This is a genomic window from Aneurinibacillus danicus, from assembly GCF_007991215.1.
In the GTDB taxonomy this organism is placed as follows: domain Bacteria; phylum Bacillota; class Bacilli; order Aneurinibacillales; family Aneurinibacillaceae; genus Aneurinibacillus; species Aneurinibacillus danicus.
This window is the reverse complement of record NZ_BJXX01000032.1, coordinates 23,112-37,717: the sequence shown is the minus strand read 5'-3', so window position 1 is coordinate 37,717 and position 14,606 is coordinate 23,112. Positions and strand designations below refer to the sequence as shown.

The 14,606-nt window shown below is 45.8% G+C and carries 13 protein-coding genes; 10 read left to right on the top strand and 3 right to left on the bottom strand.

What is annotated here, in order from left to right; genetic code table 11:
• The first annotated feature begins 28 nt into the window (after positions 1–28).
• Complete coding sequence (locus tag ADA01nite_RS03705) at positions 29–1,378, top strand: RsmF rRNA methyltransferase first C-terminal domain-containing protein (RefSeq protein WP_146808558.1); 1,350 nt, start codon at positions 29–31, stop codon at positions 1,376–1,378.
• Between the two features lie 166 nt (positions 1,379–1,544).
• On the opposite strand, the gene ADA01nite_RS03700 is transcribed toward ADA01nite_RS03705, so the two are convergent.
• Positions 1,545–2,807 (bottom strand): MFS transporter, encoded by a 1,263-nt coding sequence (locus tag ADA01nite_RS03700; RefSeq protein ID WP_146808557.1) that lies wholly within the window; start codon positions 2,805–2,807, stop codon positions 1,545–1,547.
• A gap of 83 nt (positions 2,808–2,890) precedes the next feature.
• Here ADA01nite_RS03700 and ADA01nite_RS03695 point away from each other — a divergent pair, with 83 nt between their 5' ends.
• The gene (locus ADA01nite_RS03695) at positions 2,891–3,751 is read left to right on the top strand and encodes a LysR family transcriptional regulator (RefSeq protein ID WP_146808556.1); all 861 of its coding nucleotides are present in this window, start codon (positions 2,891–2,893) and stop codon (positions 3,749–3,751) included.
• Positions 3,752–4,010: 259 nt separating this feature from the next.
• Here ADA01nite_RS03695 and scpC read toward each other — a convergent pair whose 3' ends face one another.
• Positions 4,011–5,546 carry a succinyl-CoA:acetate CoA-transferase ScpC gene (gene scpC, locus ADA01nite_RS03690; RefSeq protein ID WP_146808555.1) on the bottom strand — a complete coding sequence of 512 codons (1,536 nt, stop codon included), beginning with the start codon at positions 5,544–5,546 and terminating at the stop codon, positions 4,011–4,013.
• Positions 5,547–5,879: 333 nt separating this feature from the next.
• Entirely contained in the window at positions 5,880–6,596 is a 717-nt protein-coding gene (locus ADA01nite_RS03685) for a HoxN/HupN/NixA family nickel/cobalt transporter (RefSeq protein WP_146808554.1), read from the bottom strand.
• Between the two features lie 420 nt (positions 6,597–7,016).
• Here ADA01nite_RS03685 and ADA01nite_RS03680 point away from each other — a divergent pair, with 420 nt between their 5' ends.
• The 8 genes from ADA01nite_RS03680 to larE all read left to right on the top strand — a co-directional run bounded on the left by ADA01nite_RS03680 (position 7,017) and on the right by larE (position 14,571).
• The gene (locus ADA01nite_RS03680) at positions 7,017–7,676 is read left to right on the top strand and encodes a 4Fe-4S binding protein (RefSeq protein ID WP_146808553.1); all 660 of its coding nucleotides are present in this window, start codon (positions 7,017–7,019) and stop codon (positions 7,674–7,676) included.
• Positions 7,676–9,103 (top strand): hypothetical protein, encoded by a 1,428-nt coding sequence (locus tag ADA01nite_RS03675; protein WP_146808552.1) that lies wholly within the window; start codon positions 7,676–7,678, stop codon positions 9,101–9,103. The genes ADA01nite_RS03680 and ADA01nite_RS03675 overlap by 1 nt, the downstream gene beginning before the upstream one ends.
• Positions 9,104–9,118: 15 nt before the next feature.
• Complete coding sequence (locus ADA01nite_RS03670; RefSeq protein WP_146808551.1) at positions 9,119–9,985, top strand: beta/alpha barrel domain-containing protein; 867 nt, start codon at positions 9,119–9,121, stop codon at positions 9,983–9,985.
• Complete coding sequence (locus ADA01nite_RS03665) at positions 9,982–10,935, top strand: molybdopterin-binding protein (RefSeq protein WP_218029527.1); 954 nt, start codon at positions 9,982–9,984, stop codon at positions 10,933–10,935. The genes ADA01nite_RS03670 and ADA01nite_RS03665 overlap by 4 nt, the downstream gene beginning before the upstream one ends.
• A gap of 32 nt (positions 10,936–10,967) precedes the next feature.
• Complete coding sequence (locus ADA01nite_RS03660) at positions 10,968–11,753, top strand: 2-keto-4-pentenoate hydratase (protein ID WP_146808550.1); 786 nt, start codon at positions 10,968–10,970, stop codon at positions 11,751–11,753.
• A 28-nt stretch (positions 11,754–11,781) separates the two neighbouring features.
• Complete coding sequence (locus ADA01nite_RS03655; protein WP_146808549.1) at positions 11,782–12,663, top strand: acetaldehyde dehydrogenase (acetylating); 882 nt, start codon at positions 11,782–11,784, stop codon at positions 12,661–12,663.
• Complete coding sequence (gene dmpG / locus ADA01nite_RS03650; RefSeq protein WP_146808548.1) at positions 12,660–13,676, top strand: 4-hydroxy-2-oxovalerate aldolase; 1,017 nt, start codon at positions 12,660–12,662, stop codon at positions 13,674–13,676. Before ADA01nite_RS03655 ends, dmpG begins: the two co-directional genes overlap by 4 nt.
• A 76-nt stretch (positions 13,677–13,752) precedes the next feature.
• Positions 13,753–14,571, top strand: coding sequence for an ATP-dependent sacrificial sulfur transferase LarE (gene larE / locus ADA01nite_RS03645; RefSeq protein WP_146808547.1), 819 nt, complete (start codon positions 13,753–13,755; stop codon positions 14,569–14,571).
• Positions 14,572–14,606 lie beyond the last annotated feature (35 nt).

Below are 14,606 nucleotides of genomic sequence, written 5' to 3'. Positions count from 1 at the left end.
GATTTTCACAGAAAAAAGGATGGATTCGATGACTGCATTACCTGAACGCTTTGTTGAGCGCATGAAGCGGACGATGGAGGAAGAAGAAGCTGCGTCTTTTTTTGCAAGCTATGATGAAAACGCGGCACACGGCCTCCGTCTGAATCCGGGAAAAATCTCACGGGACGGGTTCACGGATCGTATGCCGTTTTCTCTGACACCCGTACCATGGTGTCCGCCGGGATTCTACTATAATGAGGAAGACAGACCTGGCAAGCATCCGTATCATGCAGCCGGCGTGTATTACATCCAGGAACCGAGCGCGATGGCGGTAATCGAAGCGCTTAAGCCCGAGCCGGGCGATCGGGTGCTGGATTTGTGCGCGGCGCCGGGAGGTAAATCTACTCACATCGCCGGATATCTGGGAGATAGGGGACTTCTCGTAGCGAACGAAATTCATCCGACCCGTGTCAAAGCATTATCTGAAAACCTGGAGCGCTGGGGAGCACGCAACATTCTGGTGACCAACGAAACGCCGGACCGTATGGCTGAACGTTTTCCTGCTTTTTTCGATAAAATCGTGGTAGATGCACCGTGCTCAGGAGAAGGGATGTTCCGGAAACTGCCGGAAGCGTGTGAGGATTGGTCGGAAGAGAAGGTTGCCCACTGCGCATCGATGCAGACCGATATTCTCGCGGACGCAGCGAAGATGCTAAAGCCGGGCGGCGTAATGGTGTATTCCACCTGTACGTTTGCAGAAGACGAGAACGAGCGGCAGATCGAGCGCTTTCTTGCTGCGCATCCGGAATTCTCACTGGATCCGGTGGCGCAGCAAGAGTATTTCACACCGGGGAAGCTGGAACATACCGTTCGTCTTTGGCCGCACAAGCTGCGCGGCGAGGGGCATTTTCTGGCGCGTCTACGCAAAAGCGGGGATACGGAAGCTTTGGAAACGGTGCAGGAAGAGAAAGTAAAACCGTTGTCTGCGGATGTGCGCAGGGTATTTGAAGCGTTTTGCAGAGAAGCGCTCACATTTACGCCGGAAGGAAGGTACGCTCTGTTTGGTGACCAGCTTTATCTGCTTGCGGATGGGTTGCCGCGTTTGAACCGCCTGAAGATTTCGCGTGCCGGATGGCATCTGGGTACAGTGAAAAAAGGCAGGTTCGAGCCGTCCCACGCTATGGCGCTGGCCTTGAAGCCGGAAGAGTGGAAAAGTGGCGTAGATTTTTCTGCGGACAGCGAGGAGGTGCTGCGCTACCTGCGGGGCGAGACCTTGTTTTGGGATGCTGCGGGTAAAGGCTGGACCATCGTCACCGTGGACGGTTTCCCGCTCGGCTGGGGCAAGCTGGTACAGGGACAATTAAAGAACCATTATCCCAAAGGATTGCGTATGTTATAGTTTGCTGCTTAGAAGTATCAAGATTTCTCTTTCTATTTGCCATTTAGCACCCATCTGTAGCCGCGTCTTCAATCGGTGCTTGCGGTTACCGGTCAAAAGCTGCTCCTTCTCTCAGAATCATAACAGAGGTAGTTCCGTGCAGAATTACCTCTGTCTGTGCTGCCTATCAAACAAGGTCGTAACAATTACTTTTATTTTTCAATAATCCTACTCCTGAAAGCAGAAGTAAAAAAGCTATGCTAAACCATGCCCAAGTATATCCTTTTAAATCCACAATGAATCCAAAAATAGGGGGGGCTAAAATGATAGCAAATTGATTTAAAGTAAGCGCAAAACTGACCGTTACTCCCACAGAATCTGCCAGTGATTTTTCAGCAACTTCAACGATAAACAGGCTATACCAGCCTATACCGAAGAAACCTAACCAGCCGCTGAGCAGAAATAAACTCCAGAGCGGTAAAGTATGTATATTCATTGTAAAAATGAATACGGAAGCAAAAGCTGCTAGAACAGAAAACAAAAGCGGTTTCCTGCGATTTCCTTTGTAAAAATAATCGCTAATCGCTGCCAAAATAATCCGTCCTAACATTCCAAAAAACAACGAGACCGAAAAGATTTGCCCCGCCAGCATGGGCGATAATGATGCATTGTGGGCAAGAAAAATCGTCAGGTGTCCAACAATTACCATTTGTAATGAAACCATGCAAATTCCGGTAAAGAAAACAGGATATAAAGCTTTATTTTTCATGATTTCTTGAAGCTGTTTTCGAAACGATTTTACTTGTGGTTCAGCTAAAGAAGGTGCTTCATGTAAAGAAGGTTCCCTGTAAAAAATAAAAAACAGGAGTCCTCCAATGATACATAAACTTGAGAGAACATAAACAGCCGATGGCCAACCGTACTTTATAGAAACAACGGGAATGATAGCTCCTGCCATTGCGCCGCCGATGGGTATACCCGCCTGTCTAATTCCCATAGCCAGTCCCCGAAGGGTTTTCGGAAACCATTTCATAATCACTTTGCTTCCACCAGGTTGAGCGGTACTGTAAAAAATACCAATCATTGAAAGTGTAAATAATAACCCTGTAAATCCTCCCGCTGTATTAACGGCGAGGACGGAGAGACCCAATAAAATAGACCCTAGTCCAATCAACAACCGTTCATTGTATCGATCAAGAAGTCTCCCGATAAATAGCATAAAAAAAAGCGGCCCGATATTCACAGCAGATAATAAAATCCCCGTTTCCATTTGAGTAAGGTGATACATCCGCTTCCAAAAAAATGCTAAAGGGCCTATCCCGTAGGTTACGAGCGTTGCGCTCGCTTGTGTTCCTGTTGCTAGCAACAACACAATCCATTTATAAGAGCTACTACAATGACGTACTCCTTTTTGCTTACTCACTTTAGAACACCTCCGCCTGCATTTCATTTTATGAAAGCAGAGATATCATGTAAAATGATTAATAAAGATGAAAGTTATCAAAAAAGATGATATAGTTAGGGGGAAATTGGGTGGACATTAAAGATCTTATTGTTTTTAAAGAAGTAGCTGAAGAGCGGAATATATCGCGTGCAGCAAGAAATTTAAATTACGTACAATCGAATGTCACAATGAGAATCAAACACCTGGAAGATGAGTTAGGAGCACCATTATTTTATCGTAACGGAAAAGGCGTTGCTTTAAATGCCAATGGGGAAATTCTATTAACGTATGCCAAACAAATCATACATTTAATCGAACAATCGATAAAATCAGTTCAAAGCAATGCGACTACACCACTGGGGACTTTGAAAATTGGCTCTACTGAATCAACGGCTGCTGTTCGTCTTCCTCCTATACTTGCAGCTTATTACGCAAATTATCCCGAGGTTGAGCTGATCTTAGAAACTCATACAACGGATGAACTCATTCAACTTGTTTTGGAACGAAAGCTTGAAGGAGCGTTTGTTGCGGGAGAGGTCCATCACCCTGATTTAACTTCTACCCTGTTTCAAGAGGAAGAACTGACACTCATCAGCCATCAGCCTCTATCATCAATTCAAGATGTAAACGAAATAAGTTTATTGGTATTTAGCCGTGGCTGCTATTATCGCAACATGTTAGAAAAATGGTTGCACGAAGAAGGAATTTATCCAAAGCGAGTATTGGAATTTGGTACAATCGAGGCAATTATCGGTTGTGTGAAAGCGGGTATGGGCATCGCTGTAATGATGAAAGCCATTATAAAAGGACATGATCACTCTTTAACTTTGACTCCCCTTCCACAAAAGTATTCAAGAGTGCCGACCACTTTTATTACAAGGAAAGATGTATTTTATTCGGCTGCTTTGTGTAAATTTATCGAAATGATGAAGGATGCGCATACTTGTTAGTAGTCATCGATCAGAAGGGGTGTTGTTCCTTCGTAATGGAAACTTATTCCATGACTTTTCTGCCGTAACCCTGACATGAAAATGCGGAGAAGGGCGGCTGATTTTTGCGGCATGAAGGAAAAGAGAGAAGGGAACGAGGAGAGGATTTTAATGTAGAAAAAGGCGAACGCCTTTTTCTTCCCTGGATCTCCTTTCCTCTTTCCCTCTCCTTCTTTCTTCACGATCTTCACAGAAAAAAAAGGGTTCGTTTGTTTGAATGTCAATGTACCGACATTTTGGCTTTCGGTTTCTCGGCTTTAATCATAGGCTCAAGCATAGTTCCGCTCTCTGCAAAGCGGGTATGCCAGGAAAATGCTTTTTCTATGACATGCGGTGTATAGCCGCCGCGCTGTAGCGCTTCATGAAAGTAATCATACAATTGGTTCCGATAAGAAGGATGGGCACAGTTTTTCATGATTTCTTCCGCACGTTCTCTTGGGCTGAGTCCCCTGAGGTCAGCAACGCCTTGCTCTGTAATAATAACCATAGTATCGTGTGCGGTATGGTCGATATGCGAGGCAAACGGCACGATGCTTGAAATACAGCCGTTTTTTGCGGTGGATTTTGTAACAAAAATGCTAATGCGCGCATTGCGCGTGAAATCTCCGGATCCACCAATGCCGTTCATCATCTTGCTGCCCATTACATGTGTAGAATTGACGTTGCCGTAAATATCGACTTCAAGCGCGGTATTTATTGTAATTAGTCCAAGACGGCGAATGATTTCCGGATTGTTGGACATATCTTGGGGTCGCAAAACGATTTTTTCACGGTATTTCTCGAAATTCTGCAGGACTCTATTCATTTTTGCTTCCGATAAAGTCAGCGCGCCTCCGGAAGCGAAACGAACCTTACCTTCATCAATTAAATCAAATACGGAATCCTGGAGTACTTCGGAATATAACTGCAAATCACTAAATTCAGAACGTAAGAAGCCGTAGAAGACTGCATTGGCGACAGAGCCGACCCCGGACTGAAGCGGGGGGAGTTTCTTAGACAGGCGGCCCGCTTTGACTTCTTCTTGTAAAAAGTTCAATAGATGATCGGCAATGATAATTGTTTCTTTGTCAGGCTCTATAAGTTTTTTGGGTGTATCGGGCACGTTTGTCACGACAATGCCCTTGATACGGTCGAATTCAACAGGGATACCGGTACATCCGATGCGTTGATCGACAGATGTAAGAGGAATTGCCTGACGCCTACCAAAAGCAGGAATGTCGTAAATGTCATGTACGCCTTCTAGAGAAAGCGGCTGAGCGAGGTTTAATTCCACGATAACTTCTTTTGCATTTTTAATATAATTATGGGTGTTTCCGCAGGACGTAGTAGGAATGATGTTTCCGTCCTCCGTAATGGCAAGCGCTTCTACCACTGCAATGTCCACCTGCGGAATAGCATGTGTGTTTAGTGCATCACCTGTTTCTGACAGATGCTGGTCGATATAACGTATGTGTCCTTGATTGATTTCCTTGCGAAGAGTATCGTTAGACTGAAATGGAAGGCGAAGGTTCATGTATTCGGCCAGTACAGAATCGATATGAGGAGAAACGGAAGCGCCTGTATATACGTTAATTTTGAACGGCTTTCCTTCTTTATGCGCACGTTCGGCGATCGCAATAGGGAGTTGTTTAGGATCTCCTGAAGAAGTAAATCCACTGAATCCGATCGTCATGCCGTTTTGAATCCAGCTGGCAGCCTCTTTACTGGTAACAATTTTATTGAATAGCGCTTTATGTCGTAAACGGTTTGATAGCATTTTATTCACCTCATTCTGTTATATAATTATAATGGTATTTCGTTTTTCTGTATTAATACAATAACAGAATAAAGGAAGGATTGAGTGTTTTTTTCGATAAAACAGAAGTACTGAACATAAAGTAGATTTTTTAAGGAGGATCGTACATCTGCCGAGCTAAATCCCAAATGTCATCCCCATTATATGGGGACGGTATTTGGGATAATTTAGTGACAAACGTAACCAAAAATAAAATAACAAAAAGTGTTAAACCCTGAATTAAATGGATTTAACGCAATAGTACAGAACGTCATAAATGAAGCAAAAATAGATACAATAAAGAGCCAATCCACACTATTGTATCCAAAGTTTGAATAGCTCCTCTGTAATCCCTAAGTTATACATGTAATAGAATCCAAATGCTGTACTGATTACACCGGTAATTTGTGTAAGGGCTTTGTTAATCTTTATTTTTTTGGCACTAATTACAAATGGAATCCCGATCACTGTAGTAAATAGAAGCATACCGACAACAGTTCCAACGCCAAATACAAGAATATAAACAGCACCTTCCCAAACACTCTTAACCGTTGACATTGTTAACAGAGTCATTGCTGCACTTCCTGCTAGTCCATGTACTAAACCAACTAGCATTGATTTCATATAAAAAACATCTTTATGCTGGTGTTTATGCTCATGTTCGCCATCATGCTTGTGGGAATGGAAATGCTTATGTAATTCTCCATCATGCTCATGTTCATGAGTATGGATATTTTTAAAAGAAAGTATACTGGTGATCCCAAGATAAACCAGCATAATTCCAACCAAAAATTCTAAAGACATGGACCATTTCTCTGGTATTTTACCATTCATAAGAATAAGAACGAGACCAACAATAAACAATGTTGCAGTATGACCAATTCCCCAAAATACTCCCGCCAGAGATGAGCGCCATAATTTTTTACTCCCACTGGCAATAGTTGACACAGCAATTACATGATCGGGCTCAATCGCATGTTTAATTCCGAGAATAAATCCAAATGCTAGAGTTGATAACAAACTGATTTCCATGATTACACACCCCTAAATTAAATTTGTTTCATCATGCGCTCCTCATTATTATTTTGTTCCTCAACATACAGCTAACATACGCAAGCAAATACGATGCCAAACCATATAGTATAGAAAAATCGGGATAATTGGAAACAACGTGTTTCTGAAGACAGCATAAAGTTTTCGGTTAATTGGAAACTTCATGGTTCTGATAGATTCCAGTGCGAATGATATTTAAATTAAGAACAGCTTGGAACCATAATGTTTCTATCTAAACGGAAACCATTTGCTGCTTTATGGAAATTATGTATTTCCATTGCATTCGATTTTTCTGTAATCTACCATTTGGCGCGTTTTTTGCATAGAGAAGAATAATGATGTAGATATAATTTGCTACATTTGCTTGATAGGAAAATGTAGAGAAGGGAGTGAAAGCGATTGCGTTTAATTAATACGACTGCAATCATTATTAACGATAAGTGTACCGGGTGTAGGATTTGTTCCTTTGTCTGTCCGACATTAGCCATCACAATGGAGCCTGTTCCAGGTACGAAAAACAGAAAGCTGGCGGTGGTTGAGGAGGAATCGTGTACGGGTTGTACGGCCTGTGAACAGCGTTGTCCTTTTGATGCCATTCAAATGGAGAAGTTAACGGAACCCCGTTTTATCGGTGTGGATATCCAGCAATCGGATACCGAGCAGGTCCATCAACTATGTTATGATTCCCATTTGCATCCGGAGCAAGTCGTTTGCTATTGCACAGGTACCCGCGCGGAAGAAGTGGCGGCCGCGATCCTACAGGGAGCGGATACGCCGGACAAGATCTCCATGGCCACCGGATTGCGGACCGGCTGTACGGTAGAATGCCTTCAACCGGCCATGCGATTGCTAAAGACAGCGGGTGTGGAGCTGGAGTCGCCGAAAGGGCGGTATCAGTGGTATGGTCCAACCCCGACCATTTGGGATATTCCAGACCATGTCAAGGAGAAATATGCACAACGTGGTTTTTACTTTGACGCGGATATTGAATTTTTTGAGAAGATTCGCAAAGCTCCGTTGTCGAGCGAACAGAATTATATCGAAAGGGAGGAAGAATAATGCATCACCCACCGATTCAACCCCTTGCTCCCCGTCCTTCACGGTACGGGATTGATCCAAGTCTTGTAAAAAAGCGTTTTGCTGATTTGCCGGGTATGACATCTCTGTCGATCAAGGAACTGTTTCCTGACACGCCGGAGGTCATTTATCCTGGACCGGAAGGGATCCAAGCGGTTCGGCGAGCGGCGGAAGCGGCGCTGGAGAACGTGGATCTTTCGATGATTGAGCCGCATCACACAGTGAATGTGCTGGCCTCCCATCATGGGTTTACATTGCTTGGCGGAGAGCCTTATGCCGAATTGCTGCGCACGGTCTATGACGTAGTCAAGCAGCGCACCGGCGCGAAAGAAGTGCGTTTGCGTGCAGGGGTGGGACTTCGTTTCCGTGAGACGGAGGAGTACATCGTACGTTTTAATTTGAAAAAACATTTTGACTCTGCGAGAGGAATGGCCCCGATCGACGAAGGAATTCCGATCGAAACCGAGATCGGAACACTTTACGGTCTGAAGCGAACGTATGATGCAGACTGGATTATTCATGTGCATAACAGCGATGTCCGGGAGGTTCACTTTCATCGTCAGGTCGACCGTGCTGTGAAGCCATTTGGGATGTCTTATGCGCGGATAGAGACCCGGTCGACGTACCACCAGAATCTCGGTCCGCGGGGGGCGAATTTTACAGCCCGGGCGATTTTTGAATCCCCATTTGTACAGAGTAAATTTGTCGGTGCTGTCTTTTTAAACATGTCCCCTAGTGGTGTTCTCAGCGTGGAAGCGGACAACGATTTGTATCGTATTAACGATACCATTACCCTGGATGGACTGCGATATTACGGGAATATGTTCCAGTTGCTGGGTAAAATTGAAGATTGCATTGTCGGATTGGATTTTCCGTGTCCGGTTCCCTATGTATTTTCCGCCGGGGTCATTTACTGTAACTTTGTAGGTGCCAATGTGGATCTGTTTGACTTAGACGTCAAGCTGGCACCTTATACCTGGTATACGGAAGCTCTGTACGGAAAAGATGGAAAACCGCTGATTCCGGACATAAAACCGGTGAATCCGGCAATTCGCATGGTGGTGCATAATTACGCCTGGATCGGTTATCCGAGTGCGTTCTTCTCCCAGCAACTACCTACGATTGTTATAGGAAAAGAACAGGCAGACCTATTTGAACATGATCCGCAAAATCTGGAGTACATGAAGTACGCGATGATCGGCGAGAACCTGGAGGACGCGATGAAGTTTGCGTATCGGACAACCGGCACGGATAAGGTGATTGTGTTTGACGGTGCTGTAGGCGGAATAAATGTGAGCGAATCCTTGGCGGAGTACTTGTTGAAAGTCGCTCCTGAAGTTAGTGCAGAAGTAGATCAGATGTTAATGCCTAAGTGGTTGAAACAACGCGGGATACTGGTGAGTGCATAAGAGGAGAGGATAGTCATGATGACTCTAAAACCGGAGAATCGCCAGCAGGAACGTTTCGTCTTAGATATTCGCGACACGTTATTTTCTTCGATTGAAAACCGGCTGTTTACCGCTCAGGTGATTGCAACAGGCTGCGGTATGCTGGCCTGTGTCCAGCATGCAGCTACTTTACTGGAAGAGATTGATTGCGAACTATTGTATATCGTTGAAGACGGGACATTGGTACAACCAGGTGATGTTGTCATATCATTCCGGGGAAGAGCGAAGAACGTAGCGATCGCCGAAGATCTGGTCCTAGGAGCTATGATGGCCCCATCTGGCTATGCGACACGTGCCCATCAGATCCAATTGTTAGCAGGGACAGAATTAAAGGTGGTTTGCGGGGGATGGAAAAAGCTCCCGCAAGCCAATAAGCCCGGCCTTCGAGCGGCACTGAAGGCTGCGGGAGTCGGAATGAGGATGGTAGAAGGTCCTTTCGTTTATATCGATAAAAATTATGTCCGTATGTTTGGGGGCGTAAGAAAAGCACTTGAAGCAGCTAAACAATTCCCTGACCATAAAACGGTGATTCAACTTCGCGGTGAATTGCAGCCCATTGCCCAGGAAACAAAGGAAGCTGTTTCCGGTAGAGCAAACGTCGTCATGGTTGATACGGGGAATTTGAAAGACCTCGACATTGTTTTGCAGACGTTGAACGACTTGGGGGCACGGCAGCGGACGAAGGTTGCCTTTGCCGGCGGAGTTAAAGAAGAGACTATCCTTTTGCTTCGTGAGCGACAGGTGGATATAGGGTGTGTCGGAGCAGCTATTTTGAATGCCCCTCTGCTTGATATGCGGGTCGACGTTATCGACAGCCAAATGAGCCAGGAGGGAGGTGGATGATGGAATACAGTCTTTTGAATAAAACGGAACTTCGCTTAACAGATATCTATTTGAATGACTGTGACCTGTCGCTTATCGCGGACACGGTAGCCAACGTTTTGCAGCTCCCGAGGGAAAAAGTTTTTGTAATCGATGTCCGTGATGATCATATCGCTTTGGACCTTCTTGTTCAATCGATGTCAGCGGATCAGTTTGTCGGAAAAAAAGAAAAACTGCTTCAGGCGGTAGGGACCCTTCCTGGCGTTCAGCTTGGGCCGGATGTTGATATACATTCTGAAGGTGTTCTTGGGATGATTGCCTTAAGCCCTTTGAAAGGGAAACAAGTCGTTGAGAAAACCATCCAGATGAGCGATGAGATGCAGAAACGGATTCGCCGGCGCGTAAAGGTATTTCCGACAGGTTTTGAAGTAGCGCAGGGGATGATTGAGGATACGAATACTCCTTTTCTTACGGAGCGTTTCACCGAGGCAGGGTTTAAGGTGCAGACTCATCGTCCGTTGGCAGATGACGTGGATGAAATAGCGGGTGCTTTGCGTCAGGCGATTGATTCCGGATTCGGATGGATTCTGACGACAGGTGGTGTCGGGGCGGAAGATAAGGACTGTACCGTAGAAGCCTTATTGAAGGTCTGTCCGGATGCAGCAACCCCTTATATTGTGAAATTTACTGCCGGTCATGGCAGGCATGTAAAGGAAGGAATTCGTATTGGTGTGGCTAAGGAAGGATTGAGCTATCTTATCACGCTTCCAGGGCCGAATGATGAAGTCCGGCTTTGTGCAGATATTCTGATGGCGAATATGGATTTGGAACCGGAAGCAGAGGAGCTTGCGGAACAGATTGCGGAATGCCTCAGAAACCGTTGGCTGCAGACGGTAGGAAGTCATCGTCACGCACATCATCACCATCATGGAGCCCATCATCATGGTGGGCATGGGAAAAAATCGCTTTAGTATTCGTTTATGAGAGAAAAGGGAGAGTTCTTATGAAGCCATTTATTGAACTAGCGGCAAAAGAATTATGGGAGGCGGAAAGAAACAATCAGCCGATCAGTCCTCTTACGGAAACCTATTCTGGTTTCACGGTAGAAGATGCTTATGCCGTTCAGCAACAGGTCAAGGCATGGAAGGTGGAAGCGGGTGCCCGGTTGATCGGTCGTAAGATTGGCCTCACCTCGAAAGCGATGCAAAATGCGCTGGGAGTCCCCGAACCCGATTTTGGTTCGCTGTATGACAATATGCTTCTACCGGAAGGAACCACGATCCCGTTTGAGCAGTTCCTTCAACCTAAGGTCGAAGCAGAATTGGCTTTTATTATGAAAGAAGATTTACAGGGACCGGGTGTCCATTTTCAGGATGTGATTCGAGCCACTTCTTTTATTGTACCGGCTTTTGAAATCATCGATAGCCGTGTCCGTGATTGGAAGATTAAGATTCAGGATACGATTGCCGATAATGCTTCGAGTGGAGCCCTCGTTCTGGGGAGCCGGGGCGTTTTTGTTGATGAGTTGAATTTGCGGTTAGTTGGTCTTGTATTGGAAAGTAACGGTCAAGTAGTGGATACGGCGGCAGGAGCTGCTGTACTGGGTCATCCGGCTGCGGCGGTAGCCTGGTTATGCAACAAGCTGGCTGAATTTGGAGAGGGGCTTCAGGCAGGGGATATTGTTCTTTCTGGTTCCTTCACTAAGGCATATGAAGTTAAGCCGGGAAGTGTATTTAGTGCCCATTTTGACCAAATCGGAACCGTTCAAATAGGTTTTGAATCGAAATAAGAGGATATGTTTAGGGAGGGAAACGAACATGAAACGATTAAAGACAGCTATCCTTGGGCCCGGTAACATTGGAACGGACCTCATGATGAAAGTCCTGGAAAGCAAGGAATTGGAACTGTGCATGATGGTCGGAGTCATTCCGGAATCCGACGGATTAAAAAGGGCCAAAGAGCGTGGGATTGAAACTTCCGCTGATGGAATCCAAGCTATTCTAGATAATCCGGAAATTGAACTTGTCTTTGACTGTACAGGGGCAAAATACCATCTGGAACATGCCCCGCTGCTTCGTGAAGCGGGGATTCAAGCGATCGATTTGACGCCAGCAGCTGTTGGGCCTTATGTGGTTCCATCTGTCAATATCAATGTGAACCTGGATAGCCCGAATATTAACCTCGTTACCTGTGGCGGACAGGCGACGATTCCGATTGTAGCAAAAATCAATGAAGTGGCTGACGTGGAGTACGCAGAAATTGTGGCTACGATTTCAAGTAAATCAGCAGGACCTGGAACCCGCCAAAACATTGATGAATTTACCCAAACAACCGCACGGGCCATTGCTCAGGTTGGAGGAGCAGATCGTGCGAAAGCATTGATCGTGCTTAATCCTGCCGAACCACCGATTATGATGCGTAATACGATTTATACCAGGGTAAAAAATCCGGATCAAAAGGCGATTGAACAAGCAGTAGAGGCCATCGTTAAAGAAGTGCAGACGTACGTTCCTGGTTACCGCTTGAAGGTTCCGCCCATTGTAGATGGAGATAAGGTAACAACCATGATCGAAGTGGAAGGAGCAGGAGCGTATCTTCCTAAGTATTCCGGAAACCTGGATATCATCACAGCTGCCGCCGTTGGAGTGGCTCAAAGAATTGCAGTACATAAGTCGCATAAGGAGGTCTCTGAAGTATGACTCAGAAAATAACCATTACAGATTCAACGCTTCGGGATGGAATGCATACGGTAAGCCACCAGTTTTCGCCTGCCGATATGGCTGAAATTGCGCGTGCACTGGATCAGGCCGGGATGGATCTGATTGAAATCGGCCATGGAGATGGTTTAGCTGGTTCCTCCTATCAATATGGCTTCAGCAGCGCTTCGGATACAGATTATTTAAAAGCGGTTTGTGATGTGGTGAAGCAGGCAAAGGTGACTGTCCTTCTGTTGCCGGGAATCGGTACGAAAAAGGACTTGCAGGCAGCTGCTGAAATCGGGGCGAAAGCCGTTCGTGTGGCTACCCATGTGACAGAGGCGGACATTTCTGAACAGCACATTAAAATAGCGAAAGAATTAGGGTTGTTTACGGTCGGGTTCTTGATGATGGCTCATATGGAAGAGCCGGAAAAAATTGTTGAGCAAGCCAGGAAAATGGAAAGCTACGGGGCAGACGTGGTTTATGTAACGGATTCTGCTGGTGCTTTATTGCCGGATGGTGTTCGGGCACGTGTTTCTGCCCTGCGTAATGCCGTGAATATTCCCATCGGATTCCATGCACACAACAACCTGGGTGTAGCCGTTGGAAATACATTAGCTGCACTTGCCGAAGGAGCTACCTTTGTTGATGGAAGTTTACGCGGAATGGGTGCTGGTGCAGGGAATGCCCAAACCGAGGTCATGGTAGCAGCCCTTAACAAGCAGGGCTACCTAACCAATTGTGACTTATCGAAGCTGATTCGTGCGGCTGAGGATATCGTAGCACCGAAGATGTCCCGTCCGCAGATTATCGACAGCGTGGCGTTGATTCTCGGCTATGCCGGTGTGTACAGCAGCTTCTTTTTACATGCTAAACGTGCTGCGGAACGCTTCGGCGTGGATGCCCTTACCATACTTGAAGAACTGGGCAAAAGACGGATCGTTGGGGGACAAGAAGATCAGATTATCGATGTCGCCTATGAATTAAGCCAAAAACAGGCTTTGGTACGCTAACACCATCTGACTAACTTTTAATATACAGACAGCCTGGTTATCGCAAAAAGCTTAAGTCAAACGGAGGTTATAAACTATGGAAACAGCACGACTAAAGTATGAACAGCTGCTTGAAAAACTTCGTGGGTTTCGTCGTGTCGTTGTTGCGTTTTCAGGTGGTGTGGACAGTACCTTTTTGCTTAAAGCAGCAGTTGAAGCCCTGGGAAGTGAACAGGTGTTAGCAATTACGGCTGATTCGGAGACTTATCCGGAGCGGGAACGCAAAGAAGCCATCGCACTTGCACGTGAGATCGGCAGTCCGCATTTGGTGATTGAGACCAGTGAACTGAACATACCCGGATACGCTGAAAACCCTATTAACCGGTGCTATTATTGCAAACAGGAGCTTTTCAGTCACTTGATCCCGATCGCCCAGGAACAAGGGTATGATCACGTGGTGTTTGGTGCGATTGCAGATGATCTTGGAGAACATCGCCCCGGACTACAGGCGGCCATAGAGAATGGAGTTCGGGCACCGCTCCAAGAAGTGGGATTGACGAAGATGGAAATTCGTGATTTATCTCGGGAATTGGGTCTAAGAACATGGGAAAAACCATCGTTTGCATGCCTTTCCTCACGCATACCTTATGGCGAGATGATCACACAGGAAAAGTTAACTATGGTAGACCGAGCAGAATCATTCTTAATGGACATCGGCTTTCGTCAGGTACGGGTACGTCAGCATGACAAAATGGCCCGCATCGAAGTTTCTCCACATGAAATAGAAAAGTTGGTCCGTTTCTCCGATATGGTTGTAGAGAAGCTGAAAGATATCGGATATACGTATGTCTGCGTGGATCTACAGGGCTATCGCTCCGGAAGTTTGAATGAAACGTTACAGGCGGTTCAAGTATAAAATGAAGGGGAATTCCGGGGGATTAAAGAGTCTCT

What these genes read in the sequence shown, in the direction of transcription:
- ADA01nite_RS03705 (WP_146808558.1), top strand. Translation starts at nt 29, where the DNA reads ATGACTGCATTACCTGAACGCTTTGTTGAGCGCATGAAGCGGACGATG.
- ADA01nite_RS03700 (WP_146808557.1), bottom strand. Translation starts at nt 2,807, where the DNA reads ATGAAATGCAGGCGGAGGTGTTCTAAAGTGAGTAAGCAAAAAGGAGTA.
- scpC (WP_146808555.1), bottom strand. Translation starts at nt 5,546, where the DNA reads ATGCTATCAAACCGTTTACGACATAAAGCGCTATTCAATAAAATTGTT.
- ADA01nite_RS03685 (WP_146808554.1), bottom strand. Translation starts at nt 6,596, where the DNA reads ATGGAAATCAGTTTGTTATCAACTCTAGCATTTGGATTTATTCTCGGA.
- ADA01nite_RS03675 (WP_146808552.1), top strand. Translation starts at nt 7,676, where the DNA reads ATGCATCACCCACCGATTCAACCCCTTGCTCCCCGTCCTTCACGGTAC.
- ADA01nite_RS03670 (WP_146808551.1), top strand. Translation starts at nt 9,119, where the DNA reads ATGATGACTCTAAAACCGGAGAATCGCCAGCAGGAACGTTTCGTCTTA.
- ADA01nite_RS03665 (WP_218029527.1), top strand. Translation starts at nt 9,982, where the DNA reads ATGATGGAATACAGTCTTTTGAATAAAACGGAACTTCGCTTAACAGAT.
- ADA01nite_RS03660 (WP_146808550.1), top strand. Translation starts at nt 10,968, where the DNA reads ATGAAGCCATTTATTGAACTAGCGGCAAAAGAATTATGGGAGGCGGAA.
- ADA01nite_RS03655 (WP_146808549.1), top strand. Translation starts at nt 11,782, where the DNA reads ATGAAACGATTAAAGACAGCTATCCTTGGGCCCGGTAACATTGGAACG.
- dmpG (WP_146808548.1), top strand. Translation starts at nt 12,660, where the DNA reads ATGACTCAGAAAATAACCATTACAGATTCAACGCTTCGGGATGGAATG.
- larE (WP_146808547.1), top strand. Translation starts at nt 13,753, where the DNA reads ATGGAAACAGCACGACTAAAGTATGAACAGCTGCTTGAAAAACTTCGT.